This is a genomic window from Ruminococcus sp. XPD3002 (genome assembly GCA_900119535.1).
GTDB classification, from domain to species: domain Bacteria; phylum Bacillota; class Clostridia; order Oscillospirales; family Ruminococcaceae; genus Ruminococcus; species Ruminococcus flavefaciens_H.
This window is the reverse complement of sequence record FPJT01000018.1, coordinates 15,378-37,904: the sequence shown is the minus strand read 5'-3', so window position 1 is coordinate 37,904 and position 22,527 is coordinate 15,378. Positions and strand designations below refer to the sequence as shown.

General features: G+C 45.7%; 22 protein-coding genes. 7 read left to right on the top strand and 15 right to left on the bottom strand.

Annotated features, from left to right (window positions below; all coding sequences use genetic code 11):
* The 8 genes from BT127_RS13700 to BT127_RS13665 form a co-directional block, all read right to left on the bottom strand.
* Positions 1–369, bottom strand: coding sequence for a hypothetical protein (locus BT127_RS13700; RefSeq protein ID WP_075425539.1), 369 nt, complete (start codon positions 367–369; stop codon positions 1–3).
* Between the two features lies 1 nt (position 370).
* A complete protein-coding gene (locus tag BT127_RS13695; RefSeq protein ID WP_075425538.1) occupies positions 371–1,102 on the bottom strand; it encodes a pseudouridine synthase in 732 nt (243 codons plus the stop codon).
* Positions 1,103–1,126: 24 nt separating this feature from the next.
* Positions 1,127–2,254 carry a D-alanyl-D-alanine carboxypeptidase family protein gene (locus tag BT127_RS13690; protein ID WP_075425537.1) on the bottom strand — a complete coding sequence of 376 codons (1,128 nt, stop codon included), beginning with the start codon at positions 2,252–2,254 and terminating at the stop codon, positions 1,127–1,129.
* A gap of 63 nt (positions 2,255–2,317) precedes the next feature.
* The gene (locus BT127_RS13685; protein ID WP_075425536.1) at positions 2,318–2,752 is read right to left on the bottom strand and encodes a GerW family sporulation protein; all 435 of its coding nucleotides are present in this window, start codon (positions 2,750–2,752) and stop codon (positions 2,318–2,320) included.
* A 10-nt stretch (positions 2,753–2,762) separates the two neighbouring features.
* The gene (locus BT127_RS13680) at positions 2,763–3,617 is read right to left on the bottom strand and encodes a hypothetical protein (RefSeq protein WP_075425535.1); all 855 of its coding nucleotides are present in this window, start codon (positions 3,615–3,617) and stop codon (positions 2,763–2,765) included.
* 18 nt (positions 3,618–3,635) lie between these two features.
* Complete coding sequence (scpB, locus tag BT127_RS13675; RefSeq protein WP_075425534.1) at positions 3,636–4,283, bottom strand: SMC-Scp complex subunit ScpB; 648 nt, start codon at positions 4,281–4,283, stop codon at positions 3,636–3,638.
* Positions 4,253–5,005 (bottom strand): segregation and condensation protein A, encoded by a 753-nt coding sequence (locus BT127_RS13670; protein WP_075425533.1) that lies wholly within the window; start codon positions 5,003–5,005, stop codon positions 4,253–4,255. The genes scpB and BT127_RS13670 overlap by 31 nt, the downstream gene beginning before the upstream one ends.
* A 3-nt stretch (positions 5,006–5,008) precedes the next feature.
* Positions 5,009–5,698 (bottom strand): site-2 protease family protein, encoded by a 690-nt coding sequence (locus BT127_RS13665; protein WP_075425532.1) that lies wholly within the window; start codon positions 5,696–5,698, stop codon positions 5,009–5,011.
* A gap of 256 nt (positions 5,699–5,954) precedes the next feature.
* Between BT127_RS13665 and rpmB the strand changes: the two genes are divergently transcribed.
* Positions 5,955–6,140: a 50S ribosomal protein L28 gene (gene rpmB, locus BT127_RS13660; protein ID WP_009985808.1), complete on the top strand. Its 186-nt coding sequence runs from the start codon at positions 5,955–5,957 to the stop codon at positions 6,138–6,140.
* 63 nt (positions 6,141–6,203) lie between these two features.
* Here rpmB and BT127_RS13655 read toward each other — a convergent pair whose 3' ends face one another.
* From BT127_RS13655 to BT127_RS13645, 3 genes are read right to left on the bottom strand one after another with little or no spacing between them, the layout of a single operon-like run.
* Positions 6,204–7,217: a hypothetical protein gene (locus BT127_RS13655; RefSeq protein WP_075425531.1), complete on the bottom strand. Its 1,014-nt coding sequence runs from the start codon at positions 7,215–7,217 to the stop codon at positions 6,204–6,206.
* Positions 7,207–8,658, bottom strand: coding sequence for a sensor histidine kinase (locus tag BT127_RS13650; RefSeq protein WP_075425530.1), 1,452 nt, complete (start codon positions 8,656–8,658; stop codon positions 7,207–7,209). Before BT127_RS13650 ends, BT127_RS13655 begins: the two co-directional genes overlap by 11 nt.
* Positions 8,655–9,320, bottom strand: a complete 666-nt coding sequence (locus BT127_RS13645) for a response regulator transcription factor (protein ID WP_075425529.1) — start codon at positions 9,318–9,320, stop codon at positions 8,655–8,657. Before BT127_RS13645 ends, BT127_RS13650 begins: the two co-directional genes overlap by 4 nt.
* 190 nt (positions 9,321–9,510) lie before the next feature.
* Between BT127_RS13645 and BT127_RS13640 the strand changes: the two genes are divergently transcribed.
* Positions 9,511–10,560 (top strand): C39 family peptidase, encoded by a 1,050-nt coding sequence (locus BT127_RS13640; RefSeq protein ID WP_075425528.1) that lies wholly within the window; start codon positions 9,511–9,513, stop codon positions 10,558–10,560.
* 75 nt (positions 10,561–10,635) lie between these two features.
* Here BT127_RS13640 and BT127_RS13635 read toward each other — a convergent pair whose 3' ends face one another.
* The 3 genes from BT127_RS13635 to BT127_RS13625 form a co-directional block, all read right to left on the bottom strand.
* Complete coding sequence (locus BT127_RS13635) at positions 10,636–11,007, bottom strand: hypothetical protein (RefSeq protein ID WP_075425527.1); 372 nt, start codon at positions 11,005–11,007, stop codon at positions 10,636–10,638.
* 64 nt (positions 11,008–11,071) lie between these two features.
* Positions 11,072–11,611 carry an NUDIX domain-containing protein gene (locus BT127_RS13630; RefSeq protein ID WP_075425526.1) on the bottom strand — a complete coding sequence of 180 codons (540 nt, stop codon included), beginning with the start codon at positions 11,609–11,611 and terminating at the stop codon, positions 11,072–11,074.
* Positions 11,601–14,150 carry a YfhO family protein gene (locus BT127_RS13625; protein ID WP_075425525.1) on the bottom strand — a complete coding sequence of 850 codons (2,550 nt, stop codon included), beginning with the start codon at positions 14,148–14,150 and terminating at the stop codon, positions 11,601–11,603. Before BT127_RS13625 ends, BT127_RS13630 begins: the two co-directional genes overlap by 11 nt.
* 294 nt (positions 14,151–14,444) lie before the next feature.
* Between BT127_RS13625 and spoVG the strand changes: the two genes are divergently transcribed.
* Positions 14,445–14,831 (top strand): septation regulator SpoVG, encoded by a 387-nt coding sequence (gene spoVG, locus BT127_RS13620; RefSeq protein ID WP_082335055.1) that lies wholly within the window; start codon positions 14,445–14,447, stop codon positions 14,829–14,831.
* A gap of 107 nt (positions 14,832–14,938) precedes the next feature.
* Here spoVG and BT127_RS13615 read toward each other — a convergent pair whose 3' ends face one another.
* Positions 14,939–17,326 carry an ABC transporter substrate-binding protein gene (locus BT127_RS13615; RefSeq protein ID WP_075425524.1) on the bottom strand — a complete coding sequence of 796 codons (2,388 nt, stop codon included), beginning with the start codon at positions 17,324–17,326 and terminating at the stop codon, positions 14,939–14,941.
* 486 nt (positions 17,327–17,812) lie between these two features.
* Between BT127_RS13615 and BT127_RS13610 the strand changes: the two genes are divergently transcribed.
* From BT127_RS13610 to BT127_RS13595, 4 genes are all read left to right on the top strand, one after another.
* Positions 17,813–18,337 (top strand): prepilin-type N-terminal cleavage/methylation domain-containing protein, encoded by a 525-nt coding sequence (locus tag BT127_RS13610; RefSeq protein ID WP_082335054.1) that lies wholly within the window; start codon positions 17,813–17,815, stop codon positions 18,335–18,337.
* 353 nt (positions 18,338–18,690) lie between these two features.
* Positions 18,691–19,491 carry a polyphosphate polymerase domain-containing protein gene (locus BT127_RS13605; RefSeq protein WP_075425522.1) on the top strand — a complete coding sequence of 267 codons (801 nt, stop codon included), beginning with the start codon at positions 18,691–18,693 and terminating at the stop codon, positions 19,489–19,491.
* 1 nt (position 19,492) lies between these two features.
* The gene (locus BT127_RS13600; RefSeq protein ID WP_082335053.1) at positions 19,493–20,245 is read left to right on the top strand and encodes a DUF4956 domain-containing protein; all 753 of its coding nucleotides are present in this window, start codon (positions 19,493–19,495) and stop codon (positions 20,243–20,245) included.
* A gap of 108 nt (positions 20,246–20,353) precedes the next feature.
* Positions 20,354–21,850 carry a carbohydrate-binding domain-containing protein gene (locus BT127_RS13595; RefSeq protein ID WP_075425521.1) on the top strand — a complete coding sequence of 499 codons (1,497 nt, stop codon included), beginning with the start codon at positions 20,354–20,356 and terminating at the stop codon, positions 21,848–21,850.
* The last annotated feature ends 677 nt before the right edge of the window (positions 21,851–22,527 follow it).

Here is a 22,527-nt window from a genome sequence, read left to right as displayed (position 1 = left end):
CTATTTTTTACCGCAGGACTCACAGCCGTTCATGAAGCTGTCGAGGTTCTCGCAGAGCTTACTGTCTCCCTGAAGGAAGCGGAGTCTGCGGAGCGGTGTATATTTTTCCTCATCGGGAAGCTGAAAAAGCATATTTTCGATGCCTTTCAGCGCACTTTTGAACATTACCGACCTTACAAGTCCGTCACAGAGCATAAGGTCGCCGCCGTCGTCATAGTCATGAACTGTTGTCTGTTCCTTGCCGTAGGAATAGGCGATAAAGCCTATTGGACGTCCGCTGTCGAGAGCTTCGGTTATATGCAGCTCCTCCGCGGCGGAATTCAGATGCTCGTATCCGACTGTATCGAATCTTTCCTGTATTTCAAGCATATCATTTAGCCTTTCCTATTGCAGTACGGAGAGCTCGCAGCTCCTCGGCAGTCAGCTCACGCCATGCGCCCGGTTTCAGCATACCCAGCTTGACAGGTCCCACACTTATGCGGCGGAGTCTTGCAACTTCAAGTCCCACAGCCTCGCACATTCGTCTTATCTGACGGTTTCTGCCTTCCTTTATGGTCATGAGAAGAACTACACGTCCCTGCTGTTTTTCCTTTACGATAACAGTTGCGGGAAGAGTCATTTTGCCGTCTATATCAACGCCTTCCGAGAGCTTTACAAGCTGCTCGTCGGTTATATCGGGACGTACCGTAACGCGGTAGGTCTTGGTTATATGTCTGCTTGGGTGCATTATGCTGTTGGCGAATTCGCCGTCGTTGGTAAAGAGGAGAAGTCCCTCGGAGTTCCTGTCAAGGCGTCCCACAGGGTAAACACGTTCCTCAACGTCCTCAAGAAGGTCCATAACGCAGCGTCTGTCCAGTTCGTCTGAAACAGTGGTCACGTATCCTCTCGGCTTGTTCAGCATAATGTATACGAAGTTCTTTTTTCGCGGCATATAGAGCCTTTCACCGTCAATAGTGATAAGGTCCTTGAATCCGCACTTGTCACCCAGCTTTACGGGATGACCGTTGAGTTTGACTCTGCCTTTAGAGATAAGCTCCTCTGCTTTTCTTCTTGAACAGTAACCGCTGTCTGCGATCATTTTCTGTATCCTGATCTTTTCCACGTTTATCCTCTTTCTATGTCAGTCTTAAAGACCGAGTATTTTCTTAAGTTTATCAATTATTCCCTGTTTTTCGGGTAATACTGCCGCAGGAGCATCCTCGGCGGCATACAGGGGGATGCGTTTTAGTTCTCTTCCGCTGAGAGAAACGCTGAGCTGAGCCACGTTTTCGCCCTCTGATACGGGAGCGTATACAAATGGCGCTGACAGCACCTGATAGCTGAGATCATCGCTTTCCGCACCTGCCGACGTAAAGTTGATATCCTCCTCTGCTTTAAGGGAAAGCCTTTCCTTTTCACCGCCTGCAAGTGGGATTTCAAGCACCTCGGGAGGTACAGCACGTATAGTTTCCACCTGACCGAAGCCGTAGTCGAAAAGTGCCATATGGTCATTCCAGTCGTTGGGATCGTTGAGAGTCACGCAGATAAGGCGTTTTCCCTCACGCTCGCAGGCTGAGACGAGACAGCGTCCCGCTTCGTCGGTAAAGCCTGTTTTGACTCCGTAAGTGCCGCTGTAAAGACTCAGCAGTTTATTGGTGTTTTTCAGCCACCGCTTATATGGCGGTGCGCCGAATTCGGTCTGTATAGTCTCACTTGAACATATACTGCGGAAGGTATCGTTTTTCAGCGCTTCTGCCGCAAGCACAGCCATATCGCAGGCTGACGAACCGTGTCCCTCGCCTTCAAGGCCCGAGGGAGTAACGAACCATGTATGGGAAAGCCCCATTTCACGGGCACGGTCGTTCATCATTTCGGCGAATCGCTCCGTACTTCCTGCTATCCTGACAGCAGCGGCATTTGCGGCATCGTTGCCCGAAGGCAGGAGCATCCCGCAGCACAGGGCGTACTTTGTTACGGTATCGCCCTCACGGAGTCCCATAGACGAGCCCTCTACGTGTATAGCCTTGCTGTCAACAGTGAACGGTTCATCAAGTCCGCCGCTTTCGATGCAGAGAAGTGCGGACATTATTTTTGTGGTGCTTGCCATGGGGAGCTTCTGACTGCCGTTCTTCTCCCAGACCACCTCGCAGGTGTCCGCAGAGATTACAGCTGCCGCTTTTGCCGAAACATCGGGAGGTTCAACAGCGTGAACGGACGTACATTCAACAGCTGAGAAGCAAAGCACCGCCGACAGGAAAAAATGACATATCTTCATATATTACCTCCGAACATAATCTGTTGTTACAGAGTATGCCGCAGCCTGTCGGTATATTACATGTCAGTCGTTAAGGACTACAGCGCCGTCCCCGGTATCTTCTGCGGAAGTATCAGCTCCGCCCTTTCTGCCTGCAACGAAGCTCTGCACCTTGTCTATTATATTAGGTACGTTGTTGAGGATATTGCTGATAGGATCGTTCGAGCCCTCCATAGGCACCATTCTTGCGGTACCGTCGGGGGATATAACGAGGAATCCCTCAGGCTTTATTGAAACTCCTGCACCTGCACCGCCTCCGAAGAGGTCCTTGTCGTACTTTGAAGGCAGGTCCGAACCGCCTGAAGCAAAGCCGTAGCTCACCTTTGAAACAGGTATGATAGTAGTGCCGTCATCAAGCTTCATGGGGTTGCCGATAATTGCGTTTACGTCTGCCATTTCCTTGACTTTTTCCATAGAAATGCCAAGAAGTTCGCTGACCTGATTTTTCTTTGTTTCCATAATGTATACCTCATTTCTGCCTTGCGGCGGTTCTTTTTCTTCTGAATGACTGTAACAGTCCGGGTAAGAAATATCTGAATATATATGTTATCAGGAACCAAACTCCTGCGATAACCAGTGTTCCAAGGCGGAAGCTGACCTTTGCGGCGGCATCCCAGCGGCTTTTTTCGAGTCCGAATCCAGCGTTCACGTCGATAGTCTGAAGCCTTACGGTGAAAAGAGTGCTCATAAAGCCCAGCAGATTGTAGACCAGACCGCTGATCTGACCGTAGTTCAGAGCGCATTTGTAAGCGTCCTCGTTAGCTATAATGAAATCGATATAGAGGTCGTAGAACCTGAAACCCTTGAATATCTTCAGAAGGGGACGGTCAGCGGCCCTCCAGAGATCAAGTAGCATCTCGACCTTTTCGCCGAGAGTTTTAGGCTCTTTGACCTTTTTTTTCTTTTTCTTCTTCGACTTTTTCTTTTTGGGAGTTGAGTCTTCATCGGGGACTGTTTCTGCCGCTTCACTTTCAGTCTCTGCGGCTGTATTCTCCTCTGCCGTATCGCTTACGGGGACGTTATCGGCGGACACGGTATCCTGTACGGCATCCGTTTTATCGTCCGTATCGGGAGAGTCGTCATATTCGGGAAGCTCTTCCCAGTCCTCATCATCGTCGCCGCTGTCATTTCCGCGGCGCTTTTTGAGCCAGCCCATTATGCCTCCGCCTTCGGAATCCATAACGGGTATCACCGAGAATTTCACCTTGTAGCGGAACTTCTCGTCTATAAAGCTTGCCTCTGCCTTTACGGGCAGAATGAAAAGGAGCAGAACTATGCCGAGCACGGCAAGAAGTATATAAAGCAGTATTTTCAGAACTATCATCCTGCCGCCTCTCCTTTCTTAGTCGCTTATATCATGTTCTGCGGCATCCTCTGCCGCTTCAGTGTTAGTAGTTATTGTTTCGGCGTTATCGCTTTCCTCATCTGTTACTGTATCGAAACTTATCTGTTCTCCTTCGTCGTCTGTTGTAACGTTTTCGTGTCCCGGAAGGGGCGGAAGATCGGCTATGGAGCTGAGTCCGAAGCTTCTCAGGAAAACGGGAGTGGTCTTGTAAATTATCGGCTTGCCGGGGACGTCCAGACGTCCAGCCTCCTCCACCAGACCTTTTTCCACAAGGTTGTTGACTACAGATGAACTGTCAACACCGCGGACATTTTCCACGAAACCCTTTGAAACAGGCTGGTTATAGGCGATTATGGTAAGCGTTTCCATAGCCGCATTTGAAAGCGGTGTGGACTTTTTTGTTTCAAGAGCGGTCTTTATCTGCGGAGCGAATTCCTCACGGGTACACATCTGATAGGAGCTGTCCAGCTTCTTGATGCAGATGCCGCTTCCGCAGTCATCATAGCGCTCGTTAAGGAGCTTTATAAGTGAAGGTACAGAGCCTACTTCAACGCCGCAGGCTTCGGATATACGGTAAAGCTCGATAGGTTCACCGCTTGCAAAGAGAACAGCTTCTACTGCTCCGAGCTTTTCTTTGATTTCCATTTGGTACGTCCGCCCCTTTCGCCTTTGAAGAATACGAGGGTATTATCCTCACTTATTGTGATGCGTCCGAAACGGGTAAGCTCCAGAACTGCAAGGAAAGTTGCAACTCTTGCAGAGCGGTCCGTAACGCCCTCGTAGAGCTTATCCATGTACACCTCGCCCGTAGCATAAAGCTCGCGGAGGATATGCACCACCTTTGTAAGCACGGGAACTATCCTGCGCTTTACGACTGAATTTATCTTATGTTCTATCCTGTTTTTCTGATTTTCAGGAACTATTTTCTTGTTGGATACGGCTGCATAGGCTTCCACAAGTCTTTCGGGCTCGTGAACGAGACTGTAGGTCATATCAACTTTTATTTTCATCGGTCTGCGGACGAATATATCTCCGCCGACGTTTCTTTCAGCAAGTTCTCTTGCAGCAGCTTTGCAGAGGGAAAGCTCGATAAGAGCGCCTTCCAGTTCCTTTTTCATCTGCTCCGCCTCTTCGGGACGGGGGAGAAGTGCGGCAGTCTTTATATATATGAGTCTTGCCGCCATTTCAAGGAATTCGCCTGCAAGTTCGAGGTCCTGCTTATGGGCTTCCTCTATAAACAAGAGGTACTGCTCAAGCAGTTTTGATATCTCTATATCATAGATATTCAGCTTATGCTTTGTAATTAGGTTCAGAAGGACGTCGAGAGGTCCCTCGAACACATCAAGCTTGAAAGAGATAGTATCCATTTCTCACCTGCCAAAAATAAGGTGTACCCACGAAGCCGCAAACTCTATGAACATAGAGAAAAGTCCTACCAGGAAGCCGAGAGGATCGATGAGACCGTTTGTCAGAGTAGGCAGGAAGAAGAGTGCAAGGAGGATGTACATGGAGTATCTTCCGAGCCATGCGCCCTTTGTGTAGTACCACTGTCTGAACTTGCCGCCCGAAAGCTGGAAGAGTATATTGAATCCGTCCATAGGAGGGATAGGCAGAAGGTTTATTACGCCGAGGCAGATATTGATGCTTGCCAGTGCGGAAAGGAGAAGCGCGACGCAGTATCCCATTGAAAGCTTTGAACCGTCACCTATTATAGAGGGGTAGCAGTACATTATATTTACTATTACCCTGCACAGCCAGGCTGATACGAAGTGAGTCAGCGGACCTGCAAGGGATACGAGTATAACGCCCTTTTTATAGTTCTTGAAGTTTGATGGGTTCAGCGGGAAAGGCTTTGACCAGCCGAATCCGCAGAGGAGTATTGCGAGAGAACCGATAGGATCCAGGTGATCCATAGGATTGAGGCTTATACGTCCTTCACGTTCAGCGGAATCGTCACCCTGAGACTTTGCAACGAGTCCTCTTGCCGAGTTGGTGATAGGAAGCACCAGAAGAAGCATCAGGACACGCGAAAAAATTCTGAAAAATAAATTGATATTCATATTTACCTCTTTAAAACGAAATTGCAGCGCAAGACTGTTAAATTAATTTTACTATTTATGCATACTTATAGATAGACACCTTATATTATACAACAAATGCACAAATTTTTCAAGTACCTGAGCCAAATTTCCGACTGAATAAAAAAAAATGAGTTTTTTTGAAAAAAAGGCTTGCATTTTCTTTCAGTTTATAGTATAATACTAATGTTGTCTAATTTTTTAGAGTCAATCAAGTGTAATAAGGAGGTGCAGCCTGATGGCAAAGTGTGATATCTGCGGAAAGGGTGTAACTTTTGGAATCAAAGTTTCTCACTCACACAGACGTACAAACAGAACATGGAAGCCTAATGTAAAGCGTGTTAAGGCTATCGTCAAGGGTACTCCTTGTCATATCTACGCTTGCTCAAGATGCCTGCGTTCAGGTAAGGTTGAGAGAGCTTGATCATTCAACGTACATTATGCAGATAAGAGCGTTCCGAAGTGGAGCGCTCTTTTTTTGCGTTTTTTATTGTATAGCCGTTTGCGGGACGTAAAAACCTTCAAGTTCGTCATCGTTGATGTTGTATATCATAACAAGCGGCATACCGTTTATGTTTGCGGACTGGTATATCCTGCCCTCATATGTTGAATATGAAGGCTTGATGTTTTCGCCTGAGGAAGTGTCGGAAAAGAGTTTGTCTATAACGTAATTTACGCCGTAAACTCCGTCTGTAGTGCTTATCTGCGCCACAGGAAGCAGAAAAGGATCAAGCCAGAAACGTACAAGCTGAGGATCGGCGGCATTGTATGGGAAAAGTTCCCTTGACGCATCATACAGCGAGTTGAAAACATCGATGAGGGCATCGTAATCGCTCGGAAAGACGAGAGAATCATATGCCTCTCCGGAAAGAAGCCCGTAAAGCTCGGAATCCTCCTCGGTCAGCACATCGGACTCCAATGCGGTATTTTCGATCTCTTTCATCCAGACGTTCTTTTTGTGGAAGAAATTATCCGAACAGGAATCAAGCTTTTCAAGTCCGCTGTTGATTTTCTCGGGGGAAAGCTCGGGAACATCGTCCGTATAGAACCGCAGATACGTTACCATGTATTTTTCCGTATCTATTATGCAGTCCACATATCGGGGAGAATCGGTGACGTTCGTATATTCGGCATGCTTCAGGAAGAGATCGCCATTTCCGTTGCTTTCCCACTTATCCATGAATTCGGGTGAGTTCATGTTTTGGGGCACGTTGTTGAACGAAAACCGGCTGAGTACCGTCACCATAGCCGTACAGATATTCCGCTTGTCATAGAAGTCCTTTGATACGTCATTGCTGACAGGTCCGCCTATCTCTGCAAAGGGATCGAAACCTGTCTCGTTGTCTGACAGGTAAATAGCGTTCCTGTCGGAATCCGTTCTCTGTACCGTGACTATCTCATCGGCATTTCGCGCAAGAACTCTGTCCGCAATATCGGTGCTGTAGAAGCCTGCGGCGGCTATAACAGCCAGTATCAGCAGAAATGCTATATCACCTTTCACGTATCTCACCTCCGTCTATAGTTATGTATACTGTGGTACCCTCTCCGGGACTGCTGTCGATCTCGAGGGTAGTATTATGAAGGTCCGCTATCCTTGCGCAGAGAGCGAGTCCGAGACCTGCACCGCCTGCCTTTCGGCTTCGTGACTTGTCAGCCATGTAGAAAGGCTCGAATACCTTTTTAACTTCCTCGTCTGTCATACCGATACCGCTGTCCGTAACGGTTATAACAGCGTTTCCTTCGGATACGGCTTCGTTAAGCACTATTCTGCTGTCCTTCGGTGAAGCCTTGACCGCATTCTCGATTATATTGTACAGCAGAGACTTGAAAAGCTCCGCATCCGCCATAATTACAACGTTCTCGGCGCTGCATTCCAGTTCCACGGAGTTTTTGCTCAGCAGGGGAGCGAGTGCGGCGGCGGTCTCGTGTATCATATCCGAAAGACTGACGGGCTTTTTCTCTATTTCTGTACCGCCAAGTGCCACAAGCTCCATAAGCTTGCCCGAAAGGGAACGAAGACGCTTTGTCTCGTCCACTATCACACCTGCGTACTCACGGCGCTCATCGTCGGGAACGTTCTTCTTTATCCGCAGTATATCGGCAAATCCGAGTATCGATGTCAGCGGAGTTTTCATTTCGTGGGCAAGGTTGGCGATGAACACCTGTCTGTCCTCGGCGATCTTTTCAAGCTTGTCCGAACGCTCCTGTACAGCTTCCGCCATTTTGTTCATGTTCTCGGAGAGTTCGCGTATCTCCTGACTTCCGTGAGGCTTTATCCTCACCTTATAGTCTCCGCCTGCAATGGATTTTGTGTAGATGTTGAGCCTGTTCAGCGGACGAAGAAGGAGAATGGTAGTCATCAGCAGGATAAGGGACACGAAGGCTGCCGCAGCAAGTCCCACACGGCGGATATGCTCGGTCTGTTTCTGCCTCATGTCATATATCTCGGATATATCCGAGGCTGTGGCTATCACGTAGGTCTTTCCCTCTGTTTTAAGCGAGGAACAAACCGTCATAAGGTACTGATCCTTGAAGCGGAAACTGCATATGTTGTAGCTGTCGCCCTCTGTATCTGCTGATTTCAGACTTTTCGAGAATTCGGGACTGCGAAGGATATCTTCAAAATCGCTTCCTGCGATCAGCAGTCCGTCCTGATCGAGTATGACCGCGGGAGTTTGCATCCTGTCCCCGCCCGAAAGCACTCGTTCAGCAATATCTGCTATCTCATCGTCGCCAAGTATGACCTTTTCGGACTTCAGCTTCTCGTACACTACAGCATTTGAGAAGGATGCCGCAAAATACTCATACTCCTTTATGGCATGGTTCCTTTCACGTTCAAGAAGCAGACGGCTGCTGCTGTTGAGAAGCGTTATGGATATGATATTTACTGTCAGGATTATAAGTGCCAGCGAGCTGAGGAATATCTTCTGCCAGAGCTTCATTTTCCTGCCTGTCTTTCAAGACGATATCCCAGCTTCGGGATAGTTATCAGCCTGTCTTTGAGTCCGAGCTTTCGCCTTACCTGCTGAACGTGGATATCAACGGTACGGCTTTCGCCCTCAAACTCGAATCCCCATATGGTAGAGAGAAGTCTCTCACGGGATACCGCAATGTCCTGATGCTGAAGGAAATACACTATAACATCGAATTCCTTTGGCGTAAGCTGTACGTGTTCGCCTTTAAGAGTGACTTCATGGCGTGTAAGGTCCACTGAAACGTCACCGTAGTTTATGATGTTCTGCGTCTTGTTGGAGCGCCTTAGTACCACATCGATACGCGCAAGGAGTTCAAGCGCCTCGAATGGTTTTACAATGTAGTCCTCTGCGCCGAGACGGAGTCCCTTGACCTTATCCGCAACATCCTGCATGGCTGTAAGGAAGATAACGGGTGTTCCGCAGTCCTTTATTTTCTCCATTACCTCGAAACCGTTCATTTCGGGGAGCATTATATCAAGGAGTATGAGGTCGTAGTTCCCTTTAAGAGCTTCCTCGGAGCCTGTTTTGCCGTCATAGCAGCATTTGCCGTTATAATCCACCATTGAAAGGGCGGCAGTTATCATTCTTGCGATGTTCTCATCGTCTTCTATAATAAGTATGTTTATCATTTTAACCTCCGATAATCACGAATAAAAAAAGCTTGACTTTTTCCTTCAAATGTAACATAATTATATTGTGTGTCACTCGGAAGAGTACATATACTATTTTACATACGCTGACCATATTTGTCAAAGGCAAATGCGGATTTTTGCAAAAGTTTTGCATTTGTCTGCGATGACTATACTTCAGGGGGAAAACATGAAGAAGACCATTGCAGCTCTTCTGGCTGTTATAACGCTGACCTCGTGCGGTGCTTCGGCAGTAGTTGCTGAACCGCAGACAGCTTCCGTGAACGGCAATATCATCTCGGCAGGCATGAAAGCGGTCAAGGATGCCAAAACAGACAGAGCGCTACTTGAACTTGCAGAAAAAGAAAGCAGAAAAAAGAACTCTGAAGAACAAAAAGAAAATAACAACAAAACAAATGAAGATAATAAAGGCGAAGAGGTGTTTCCTGATCCCGAGATGCCGAATGAGGTGTTCTATCTGGATGTGCCGTATTTCTCTCAGGCGGAGTATCCGACAGGCTGCGAGCTTGTAAGTACGTCGATGCTTCTTGCATATTACGGTATAGATATAACCGCAGGCGAACTTATAGATAACGGCTATATCGAAACAGGAAGCGTTTATCAGGATCCGAAGAACAGCAGCAAGCTCCGCGGCGGAGATCCTAACAAGGTGTTTATCGGCGATCCCTACGACGAGGGCGGATTCGGCTGTTACAGCGGCGCTATAGTCAGCGGACTTGAAAATATACTGGCTGACGAGCAGTATGCGGACAAGTCCCTTGAGATACGTGATCTTTCGGGCATGGCTATGAAGGATATATGTTCCGAGTACATAGACAAGGGGATGCCTGTACTGATATGGGCGAGCATCAATATGGTGCCGACAGAAAAGAAGGAGTCCAATACATGGTATCTGGACGATACGGACAAGGAGTTCACATGGACTTCAAATGAGCATTGTCTTCTTCTTGTGGGATATAATGCGGATTATTACTATCTGCACGATCCTCTGCGTCAGGAGGCTACACTTTATGAGCGCAAGCTGACGGAGAAGAGATACAGCGAGCTTGGAAAGCAGGCAATAACGCTGATACCTCACGAAAAAGAGGAAACCGATGCCGTGGAAGAAGAGTCAGAGGACAAGGAAGAAGCTTCCGATAAGGAGGAGACTGAGGAAAACACCGAAGCACCTTCCGAAGAAGCGGCAAAGGATAAAAAGGAAGATGAAAAGCAGTCCTGAAGCATAGGGACATTTTAAGGCAGCACTGTACAAAGCACGTATTATGGCTTTGTGCGGTGCTGCCTTCAGTTTTTTTCACTTTAGAAAGTCAGGATCAGGTTCATCGTTGAATCCCCAGCCGATAAGCTCCAGCTTAGCTATATCAGGATTGCCGACTGTCGCTGCCAGATGTTCAAGGTCGATCTTAAAGTCAACAGGGATACCGTTCTTCATTTTGATATCAACACCTATCCTCAGTCTGCCCTGACTGTTCTTCAGGTCGTTCATCAATTTGTCAAAGCGTCCGTCATCATACATTGACAGATCTTTAAGTCCGTAACATGCGTTACAATACTTAGTCTGACCAAAGACGTCGCCGTATGCTTCTATACACGGAAAATCATCAGTCACTGCGGCTCTGTAGTCCAGTATTACCGTTTCATATTCAGGCTTTGCAAATAAACCCATGCTTGAATTACCTCACTTTCCTATACGGATTTATCACTGTAAAAAGTACTGCATGACCGCCTTATCAGATGCCGAGTATCCTTGCAACTTTCAGTACAGCTATCTGAGTTTTGCTGTCGTGTAGCTTTCCGCTCATTATCATTTCAACAGCTTCCGAAAGCGGTATCTTTACAACGTCCAGGAATTCGTCCTCGTCCAGGGACTGTTCACCCTGTCTTCTGAGTCCTCTTGCCATATACACATGTATTATTTCTGTATCGTATGCAGGAACGGGATATATCTTTCCTATGTAAGTGTACTCACTGCATGTGAAGCCTGTTTCCTCGCGGAGTTCACGAAGTCCGCATTCTCTGTGATCCTCGCCCTTTTCAAGCTTTCCAGCAGGTATCTCCAGCGTTACTTCGCCGAACGGATAGCGGAACTGCTTCACCATGTATATATCATTGTCCTCGGTGACAGGTATCACACATACTCCGCCGTGGTGTACGAGTACATCACGGACGGCGGTCTCACCGTTTTCCAGTTCAACGGTATTGTGCGTTATATCGAATATCTTTCCGTGGTACACGGTCTCGGATGAAAGAGTTTTTTCGTTAAGATGCATTGTTTTTACCTCCATTTGTGCTGTTATCTTTTCTGAAGCTTCCGCAGTAGAGACGTGACGGTGCAACTCCGCAGACGGAATCGTAATCGTAGCTGTGTGAGATGTCGTATATATCGGGTTCACGGCGCTTGATGCGTGAAATGATGAGATAGCCGAGAAGTATGAGAAGTGCGCCAAGTGATATTATGATGCCTTCACGCAGATAAGGCGTTCTGTAGCGGAAAACAATGGTGTTCTTGCCGGCATCAGCCTTTACAGCCATAAGTCCGAATGAAACCTTTTCAACGTCGGCAGCCTTTCCGTTTACCTCAGCCGTCCAGCCTTTGCTGTAGGGAACACTGTACATGACGAGTTTGTCTTCATTGAGTGTTATTTCGGACCTGAAACCCTTTGAGTCGTAGCTGAAGGAGGTTCCGCAGAGTCCTGCTTTCTCCGAACATGCCTCGCAGTAGAATTTCTGTGAGATGCCCGAACGCATATCAGAGGGAAGTTCCTCGATTATATCACCGTACTTCTCAGCCTGTTCATCTGTAAGGATAAGTGCATTTATGAGCATTCGCTCTCTTACCTGTTTGGACTTCTTTTCCGTTTCCTCGTCGGACATGTAATAGTCGTAAGGTATGCCCATAGGGAGATACAGAGTGTTCCGATAAACTTCATAATGTTCGTTCTCGCCGATATACTCGAATCCCGGAAGCTCCTCCGTGATATTTCTGTCCTTTGCCTTGATCTCGTTGGAGCCTGAAGATGAACCTGCAGAGCTTTCGGAGCTGTATTCGGTTGAAACACCCGAAGGGTACTTCATTCCCTCTGTCTTTTCACGGTAGTAGTACTTTACAGAGAAAAGTCCGCGGAGAGTATAGTGTGTTATGTCCGCACGGGAAGCCACATCACGCTTTACGCCGACCTTGTCGTAGAATTCCATGATTGAAGGCTCAACAACGCTCTGGAAAGCCCGCATTGTAGGTATCTTCCATATCATGGGGTAGTTGTCGCAGTTCTCGGAAGTGTCGATGCGGAAGAAATTGTCCTCGGAAACGTTTTCCCATACATCGTCGGAGCTGTCTATGGTCTTGGCGACGTAGTCCTTTGCGTCCTCGGGAGTTACAGCACCGTAGAGAGAAGCTGTGTATATGCACACCACGCAGGCTGCGGCAGTTGTCCATAATGAAATGGTAAAGAAGTTTCCGCCTTTCCTTTTTATCCTGAACAGCCATACCGTAAGCAGCAGGCTGATGACTGCAACTGCAAGGGTTATGTAGAAGTAAACGGGATCGGACGGGAATTTGAACCATTCAAGCTTATCATCGGAGTTCTTTTTGGGGATAAATGAGATAAGGGTGAAGGCTCCGAGCATTATCGCGTTTATCTTTACGGCAGGCATTATATCTGCGCCTTCCTCGTCGATAGTACGTGCAGTCATCATGGAAAAAATGAGTATGGGCATATAGAACCAGCGGGCGTAGTAGTAGCCGTTCATTGCCTGGAACGCGCTGTTGATAACAGGGATGAATGAAGCTATGATGCAGAATATCGACAGTGTGGAAGCCCAGTGCTTTTTGTGTGACTTCATGAATGTCAGCACTCCGACCATTGAGAAGAGCGGCAGATATCCGCCGATAGATGCCCATTTGCCGTAATCCGACTTGAAGAGGTTCGGACGGGCAGGAGTATCAACAGGCATGAAGAAGGTCTGTATGATACGGGGGATAGTTGTATGGTCGGTATAGAGCAACATGTCGATGCCGTAAAGGTGCTGGCTCACACGGTAGTTTCCGAGTATCAGCATAGCCGACGGGAGAAGGATGAATGCAGCAAGTGCGCCGCCGATGACAGCCTCGAAGCACAGCAGGAAGAACTTTTTCCACGAGGTGTGGAAATCGCTGCACCTCATGCGGAACAGGTAGTATATCACCAGAAATACAGCCTGACCTGCAAAGAAGTAGTAGTTTATTACGGCCATGAATCCGACGGTGACAGCGAATATACCTCTGCGGCGCTGGTTTATATTTTCCTCCATAGCAATAAGCATGAGGGGGAAGAATGCTGTAACGTCCTGGAAGTGGTTGAAGAACAGGTTGAATACCTGAAAGCCCGAAAAGGTGTACAGCAGAGCGCCGATGAGTGCGGAGTTCTTTCCGCGTACAAACCGCCGTATGAAGGCATATGAGGTAACGGCGGCGAATCCGTGCTTAAGTGAAAGCAGAAAGGGCATCGAGTAGGTCACAAGAGACCTGGGCAGCAGCGTTGACAGCCAGAAGAACGGACTTCCTATAAGATAGAATGAGTAGGACGTAAGCAGGTCCGAACCGAGATCGGTGTACCAGTTCCAGCCGAATTGTCTGTTTCTGACGGCATCGTTCGCCAGATTATAGAAAGGTATCTGCTGAGCGTTGTAATCGCCGTAATAGATGAAATATCCGTTCTCGCATATCATCATCGGGATGAAGGTGCAGAGAATGATAAATGTTCCGAGAATGAAAGCGGTAAGGTATTTTTCTTTGGTATACCGCAGGATTCTGTGATCTGGTCTATTCATTTTTTCCTCCGTAAAAGCAATATATAACTATAAAGTATTATAACATATTGTAAAAGAAAATGAAAGAGAAAAATAAAATTAAAGCTTTAAATAGTAAAACTTTATCGTTTTAAAGCTTTATCGTTGTACTCTAAAAAATATTTTTTTAATTTTTTCAAATTAGTATTGCTTTTTTTAGTTTGATGAGTTATAATATAAGGCAAGTAGTTGTCAGAACGCTTCTGCGTGTGCAGGCGCATAGGCGAAAACAACGGCTTACAGTGAGTTACTTTTTGACATAAGGAGGTCAAAAACATGGAAATTACAGATGTAAAAATCAGAAAAATAATGTCCGAGGGCAGATTACGAGCAGTTGTTTCAGTTACAGTAGACGATATGCTTGCAGTTCACGACATTAAGGTTGTTCAGGGAGACGAAAGACTCTTTGTCGCTATGCCAAGCAGAAAGGACGAAAACGGTGTGTTCCGTGATATAGTACATCCAATTTCTCCTTTAGCAAGAAAGCAGTTCGAGGAAGTTATCCTTGAAGCATACCAGAGACAGCTTGTCATGATAGAAGCCGAGGAAAAGGCTGCTCAGGCTGAAACATTAACTGCACAGGCAGAACAGGAAAGTTCTGACGCTCTGACTGATATTTACAAGATGCTTGCTGACGCAGATCCGGGACAGTCAGCAGAATGATCGGGGTATAAAGCGGAATTTTAAGTCCGGCTTTTTGTTATAAATGATCAACGCCTTCTGCAAGGGGATGCAGAAGGCGTTTTTATGTCTTTTGAAGCAGTTGTGTATCAGCTTTTTTCGCTTATTACTATCGATACACGGTTCTGTATCATGTCGGCAGCCTGCTGTGCAGTCTGACCGCCTTTAAAGAACTTTTCGGCTTCCTCGTAGCAAATGTTTTCAACGTCCTTGTCCAGTGAAAGGGAGGTAGCCTCACAGGAGAGGATGTACTTTTCTATGCGGTCGCGTTCCTCCTGCGAAAGGGGAGCGATAGGATGTCCGCTTGCAGTTCTGTTGGTGTGCATTTCGTGGTTGAGTTCTTCCTCGAAGAGACTCTTGCGTATGGGGATGAATGTTCCGTCAAATTTATCATATTCATAGTGCGGTTCGGAAATATAGTAGTCTCTGATGAATGCCCATGCACCTTCCTGTTCCTCGCATGATGAGCTTATCGATACAGGCATACCTGTAGTTATCCTTCCGCCTTTTCCGTCGGGAGAGGGGAGGCCTGCAAAGGTGATATCAGAACCGTCGGCTTCAATGGATCTCAGGGATTCATATGCAGACAGATCGTTGAATATCAGCGGTTCTATGAACTTTTTCTCATTTGCGAACCAGTGCCAGTTTTCCGAGTAATATGCCTGATAGGCTTCCATATCGGTCTTGTCGGGGACGGGTACTTCATCCACGAAACGGTTGCAGAATTCCAGCATCTTTACGAACTCGGGACTGTCGAAATGGCACTCTGCCTTTTCGTAGTCGATAAGCTCGCCCATAGAGTAGAACATAAGCGAAAAAATGTCGTTTTTCGATTCTGCGTCATAGATGTGTTCGGCAGATGCAGGAGCTTCGTCATAGAGCTTCAGCATGTCCTCCATTGTCCAGTTTTCCTTGTCCCATACCGTAGATTTGGTGGCAATGGTCCTTACTGCGAAATCGGGGACTATCGTATACAGTTTGCCGTCCGATGATTCAAGAGCTTTGAGCACATTCGGAAGATAAGCGTCTCTTCCGTTCTTGTCTTTGTCAATGAACTGGTAAAGTTCTGCGAAAGCGCCCTTTTTGCGGAGATTCTGATAGTAGCTGTCTTCAAGTCCGCAGATTATATCGGGAGCGCTTCCTGAAATGAGGTCGAGACTGAGAAGGTCCTCGAAACTGTTGGTATCATCGACAGCGTATTCCTTTGCAACTATGCGGTACTGACTCTGACTGCGGTTGAATTCGCCTATCTTTGAGGTCGGCAGATAACCGCCCGAAGCAATAGTTATTATCTTTTTATTGACAAAATCCGAGGGATCACGGGGTGTCAGCATATACAGCTGTGAAGTTGAAGGCTCAATGTCATATGAGTTTATGCTTCCAATGAACTTGTTATCTGACAAAGGATATACTTCCATTGGATCTATATCGGAATTCATCCAGTTTATTACGGTTTCGAGTTTTCCGTCATCAGTAAGGCCCATAAGGTTGCCTGCTTTTATGAAAAAGCGGTATTTTCCTTCGCCCTTGATAAGATCAGCACCGAAATTCTCGGTATTGATATCTGAGAAATCATAGAAGGCATCGCCTATCCCGCCCTTATCGGTATCAAGCTCGTGCAGGGAATAGTGGGGGACATTATACTCATAGTCCGATTCGGGATCGGCCTCTTTGGTGAATTCTGTTTTCATGAAAACGATCTTTCCGTCCCTGTCGGTCAGAAGGCCGCTGGGAGTGTAGCCGTATTCCTCGTTGTTGAGTTCGGGGGTGTATATATCCTTTATCTTTCCGTCGGAGGTTATCTTTATTACCTTTCCTTCTGTGTACTGAGCTATAATGTGATCTCCGCATGGAACGATGCCGTATATGTCATAGTCGCCCCAATCGTTTTCTTCAAGTCCTTCAATGTCAGCCTTAGAGATCAGTTTGCCGTTACGGTCGAAATGAAGCAGCGCAGTATTCGTGCCGTTTTTGCTGTCATAAAAGCCTTCATAGTCAAAATTCTCGTCGTATTCATCCGGGAGTTTTACACCGCCGTGATCTGTCATGAAAGCGATGCCTATAAAAGTGCCGTCGCTGTTGATATACGGATAGAAGCTTGCTTCGTCTGCGTTCAGATATTCCTCGGGGTATTCAAGCTCTATCTTTCTGAACTCTTTGAAATCGGCATCAGTGTAAAGCAGCGAATCGCCTTTTTCGTTGTATATATCCAATATGAAACCGTCGGGATCGCTTACGTGTTCGATCCTGTTCAGACTATGATCTTTGAGTTCAGGTATATCGAGCTTGTCGATCTTGTAAGCTCCTTGTATATCCGTTTCAGATAATGCAGATGCCTGTGTTTCTTCTCCGTCCGAGCTGACACTGCTGCTGAGACTCGGCGCAGATGAACCTGTTTTGCCCGATGATGAGCATGAACTGAGTATGGAGCATACTGCAAGTGAAGCGGCGGATAATATCAATAAGTGTTTTTTCATTTTTTGTTATTCCTTTCCGTTGCGTGAGGACTGTGCTTTCCGATATAACAATCGTATGGGATATCTCTGGTGTGACATGATACATTTATACATACATTATTATGTTGCATCTGTAACAGCGACCTCAGCAAGTTCTATGTTATGATTATATAACACTAAGGATAATAAAGCAATAACTTTTGCAATTTTTTTGCAGAATTATGACGGTATTTTTTCAGCGTTTGTAAATAAAAGAATAGAAATATCGATAATTAACGGTATATAGCGAATGATTTAATCATATTTTGCGGTCGGAGTGCGATATGAACTGCGTTTTTGTACTAAATAGATAATTACCGACTGTATATTTTCAGAATAATTGTTTTAGTTAAATATTTGTAAACTATTGACAAATGTAGGGGGTGATGATATAATAAAATCGGATGATATGTATAAGTCGAAGGCTGATAGTCAGCCTAATCAATGACAAGAAAGAGGATGAAAACAATGAAAAAAACAAGCAAAAAGGGTTTTACTCTGATCGAACTGATAGTTGTTATAGCGATAATCGCTGTTCTTGCAGCTATCCTCGTGCCTGCTATGATAGGTTATATCAGGAAGGCGAACAAAACATCGGATAAGTCGATGGCTTCGACACTGATCAAAGCTGCTGCTGCTACCATAGCGCAGGACGATGAAGTTGAAAATTCGTTTTACAGCGATGCTTCAAGGACTGTATCGGCTTCACGCAATGGTGTGAACTACAACTTTGTTGTTGTTTGCAGTGCTGACGGCACCGGATCTTCCTCAGGCTGGAGCGGCGCTGGCGGATCAACTGCTAAATTTGTTGATGCTTTCAATGATACAGAACAGCACAACAAATACAGAGTGAAATTCAGTCCTTCAGGAACGAGAAATGACACGGTGTTTGTCGGATACAGTTCTGATGACCGTGAGCTCGAGGTATGGTTCGGTTCAGGCGGAACTCCTTCCAACAGAGTATGGCCCAACCCCGACAATGAATATCTGTAAAGTTAAAAATTGCGACCGATCTGACCGCTGTATTCGTACAGCGGTCAATTTTTGCTTTTTCTCCATTTTTTGCTCACTTTTATGCGATTTATTGACATTTTCGTATATGGGTGCTATTATAAATATGTAGGGAAACGTAGAATGATTACTTTTTTTACCGCTTTTTGGTTGACTTATAAAAGCAAATGTGACCAAAAAGACCGCACTTTTTCACCAATGTTTAATTAAGATAGCAATTTATGAACACTTTTCGGCATCTTCTTTAAGATTATTTTAAGATAAAAACCGTATAATTACATCAGATGATACGAAAGGAGTTGAGACCGCAGCGGCGGTGCCGTGAGCGGAAATGTATGGCTATTAATACGTTTGCAAGAAAAGAAATCAAGTTCCTCCTTAGTATGGATCAGTATGAAGGTCTGATGGAAGCAATCCCTCAGTATATGAATCCCGATAAGTATTGTATCGGAGGCAAAGAGTACGGTATATACAATATATATTATGACACTCCCGACGATTTTCTTATCCGCGAATCTCTTTCTAAACCATACTATAAAGAAAAGATCAGACTACGCAGTTACTATTCACCGGCTCAGCCCGATTCTCTCGTATTCCTTGAGATCAAGAAGAAAATAGGCGGAATAGTAACCAAACGCAGAGTTTCAATGACTCTTGCTGAATCAGACGAGTATTTCGCTACACGCAGAAAGCCTGAAGCTACCAAGTATATCACAGAGCAGGTTTTCCGCGAACTGGATGTTTTCCTGAATAATTATCCTGTTGCTCCGAAGCAGTATATCAGCTATCAGCGTGAGGCTTTCTTCGGAAAAGACAACAGCGATTTCAGACTTACTTTCGACAGAAAGATCACAGAACGCCGCTATGACCTCGGACTTGACTACGAGAGCTACGGCAATTACATTATCGGCGCTGACCAGCGACTCATGGAGATAAAGGTTTCAGACTCGATGCCCGATTGGCTTATCGATAAACTTTCAGAGCTGAAGATCTATAAGACCAGCTTCTCAAAGTACGGTAAAGCTTATACCAATTACATAAGAGATCAGGTTGCTCAGAAAAGCGGGAGAAGGATCTATGTATCGGGTATTTCTATGGTGAACAACAATAATATCTTTATGAACAGGAGCGTTTGAAATGTTTGAACACGGTTTTTTCGGAAATGTCTTATCGAAGTATTATGAGAACGGCGACTCGGCAGATATATTTACTAATAACTCAGTAGCCACTCTCGCAACAATATCAGCAGGGGAGTTCTTCCTCTGCGTCGGCGCCGCACTTATCCTCGGCGTACTCATCAGCATCATTTACATGATAACCCACCGCAAAGAGGGCTATTCACAGAGCTATGTACTTACAATGATAATGCTCCCCACAATAGTTGCTCTTATACTGCTTCTTATCAATACAACGGCAGGTGCGCTCAGCCTTGCAGGTGCGTTTACACTGGTACGTTTCAGAAGCGTTGCTGGTGATCCGAAGGATATCGCATATATCTTCTTCGCAATGGCTACAGGTACTGCCTGCGGAATCGGATATGTAGGATTCGCAATAGTATTCTTCATCATCCTCGGAATCGTTATGTTTGCTCTTGCTGAGATCAACTTCGGCGGAAGCAAATCAAGACATATGACACTTAAGATCACTATTCCCGAAAACCTCGATTATCAGGGCGTTTTCGAGCCTGTACTCAACAGGTATACAAACTTCCACAAGCTCAGAAGAGTTAAGACAACAAACTTCGGTACACTTTTCGAGCTTATCTATGCAGTTGACGTAAACGAAGATATCGATCAGAAGAGATTCATCGACGAGCTTCGTGCATTAAACGGAAATATGACTATAAATCTCGTATTCTTCAAGTACGAGGATAAGATATATGAAAGCTAAACTTTGTTAAGTTTATTGGATTTTTACCTCTCCCAATGGGATTTGTCAGATCTTCACAGGTCTGACAATTTCCATATATAGAGGAATTTATGATCGGGGGTATTACTTATGGAAAAAAAGAGGTTCATTGCAGCAGCGGCAGCTCTTCTCATCGCTACCTGCGCTTCAGCGTGCGGAAAAGCGGACGAGTCGGAAAAGGGCGGCAGTGATACGGCAGTTTCGTCCGAAACAGAAGAAAAAGAGTCGGCAAAAACTGCTCCCGCAGATGATGAAAAAGAGCCTGAGACCACAAAAAAGAGAAAATCAAAGAAGACTACGGAAGCGTCTGATGCTGCCGATAAGTCTGACACAAAGACAACTGCCGTCAAGGACAGCAAGTCATCAGACAGCGGAAACAAGTCCTCGGGAGGTTCGTCGGGAAGTTCGGGTAACAGTTCCTCAGGAGGTTCGTCCGGAAGCTCAGGTAACAGCTCGTCAGGCGGTTCATCAGGAAGCTCAGGTAACAGCTCCTCGGGCGGTTCGTCGGGAAGTTCGGGTAACAGCTCCTCAGGCGGTTCCTCGGGAAGCTCGGGCAACTCGGGAAGCAGTTCATCAGGAGAACAGTCAGACGGTTCGGGAAATGAACAGCAGGGCGGTCAGCAGTCCGGAGATCCGCAGACGGAGGAAAATACCTACACAGCAGAGATAACTCTCGGAGGTTCTCCAAGCGGAAAAGGCGAGAACTTCACTGTGGAAGGCAGCAAGGTGACTATAACCTCAGCAGGAGATTACCGCTTTACGGGTTCGTGCAGCGACGGACAGATAATCGTTGCAGCAGATACCGAAGAAAAGGTGAAAATAGTTCTGGACGGAGTTGATCTGACCTGTACAGACGGTCCGGCAGTATTTATCAGGAAAGCCAAAAAATGCACAGTTGAGCTTGCGGACGGAAGTTCAAATAAACTTTCCGACAGCGCAAAGGACAAAGTTAATGACGGTGTTATCTTCTCCAATGATACACTTCGCATCAAGGGAGGCGGTTCACTGGAGATCAATGCAGGAAATGCCCACGGTATATCAAGCGATGATGATCTTATCATCGAGGGCGGCAATTATGTTATCAATGCCATTAAATCGGGAATCATGGCTCATGACGACATCACTATAAACGGCGGTGATTTCGATATCAAAGGCGGCACAAACGGTATCAAGTCCAAAGGCGGAGACAATGCCAAGGGTAAGGGTACTATCAACATAAACGGCGGACGTATTCTTGCGTCCGGCGGCACAAAGGAAGAGAAGAGCTCGGTATACGCAATGGGCGACTTCAATTACACAGGCGGCGAGTTATATGCCGCAGGTAATCAGGTAACAGCTCCCACTACGTATGCGACACCTTACATAGTAGTTGATGCTTCGTCTTCGATCATAGAGGCTGGCAGCAGCGTGGATTTCATTCTGGACGGCGCTGTGTATGCTTCACTTGTACCGCACAACAACAGCCACTGTCTCATGATGCTCTCACCTGATATACATGACGGCGCAAGTTTTTCCGTAAGCATAAACGGTAATTCGTCAGAAGATTTTACTGTATCAGAAGGCCAGAACGTGTTCAAACTCAGCTGATATTAAGTTTATTATGTTAAAAATAATCAAATTCCCACATTTTGAAAGTGTGGGAATTTCTTTTTCTAACAAATTGTATAATCAAAACTTGCTGTTACTATTTGTATAAAGGCTGTAAATAGCGATAACGCATGGTAAATTTTGAAATATGGTTAATAAATAACTATATAAAACTTAGTCATAAAAAATTAACGATAAAAAATAAGAAAAAATCGAGAAAAGTACATATTTGTTCAGTTGAGTACACTATTGTGAATTGATTAATTCACAGATTTGCAATATAATAATATCAGCAATTGAAGATATTTGGTATTCAGTATCAAGTACCCTCCCCTCTCATGTGCTTGATACTGGGTATGAATTTAATTGCTCGCCATAGAAATAGAATTAGTAATTAAAAAAACTAATCCCTTTCATTTGTAATTTTTTCATGTTTTCTATTCTCAATAACTTATTTTAACTTATTCTTCTGTGGCTCGGTCCTCAGTGCTAAACGATGAAAATCGTATGGATCGATGCGCTTCCCGTAAGGGAAGCTTTTTTTTACCCTTTTTTCTGATAAAAAACATTTTTCAGCCTGTACACATAATACGTGCAGGCATTTTTTATGCAATGTGAAAATTGTGTGAAAGATTATATAACTCGCTTGACAAATTCTATAATGAGTGATATAGTAT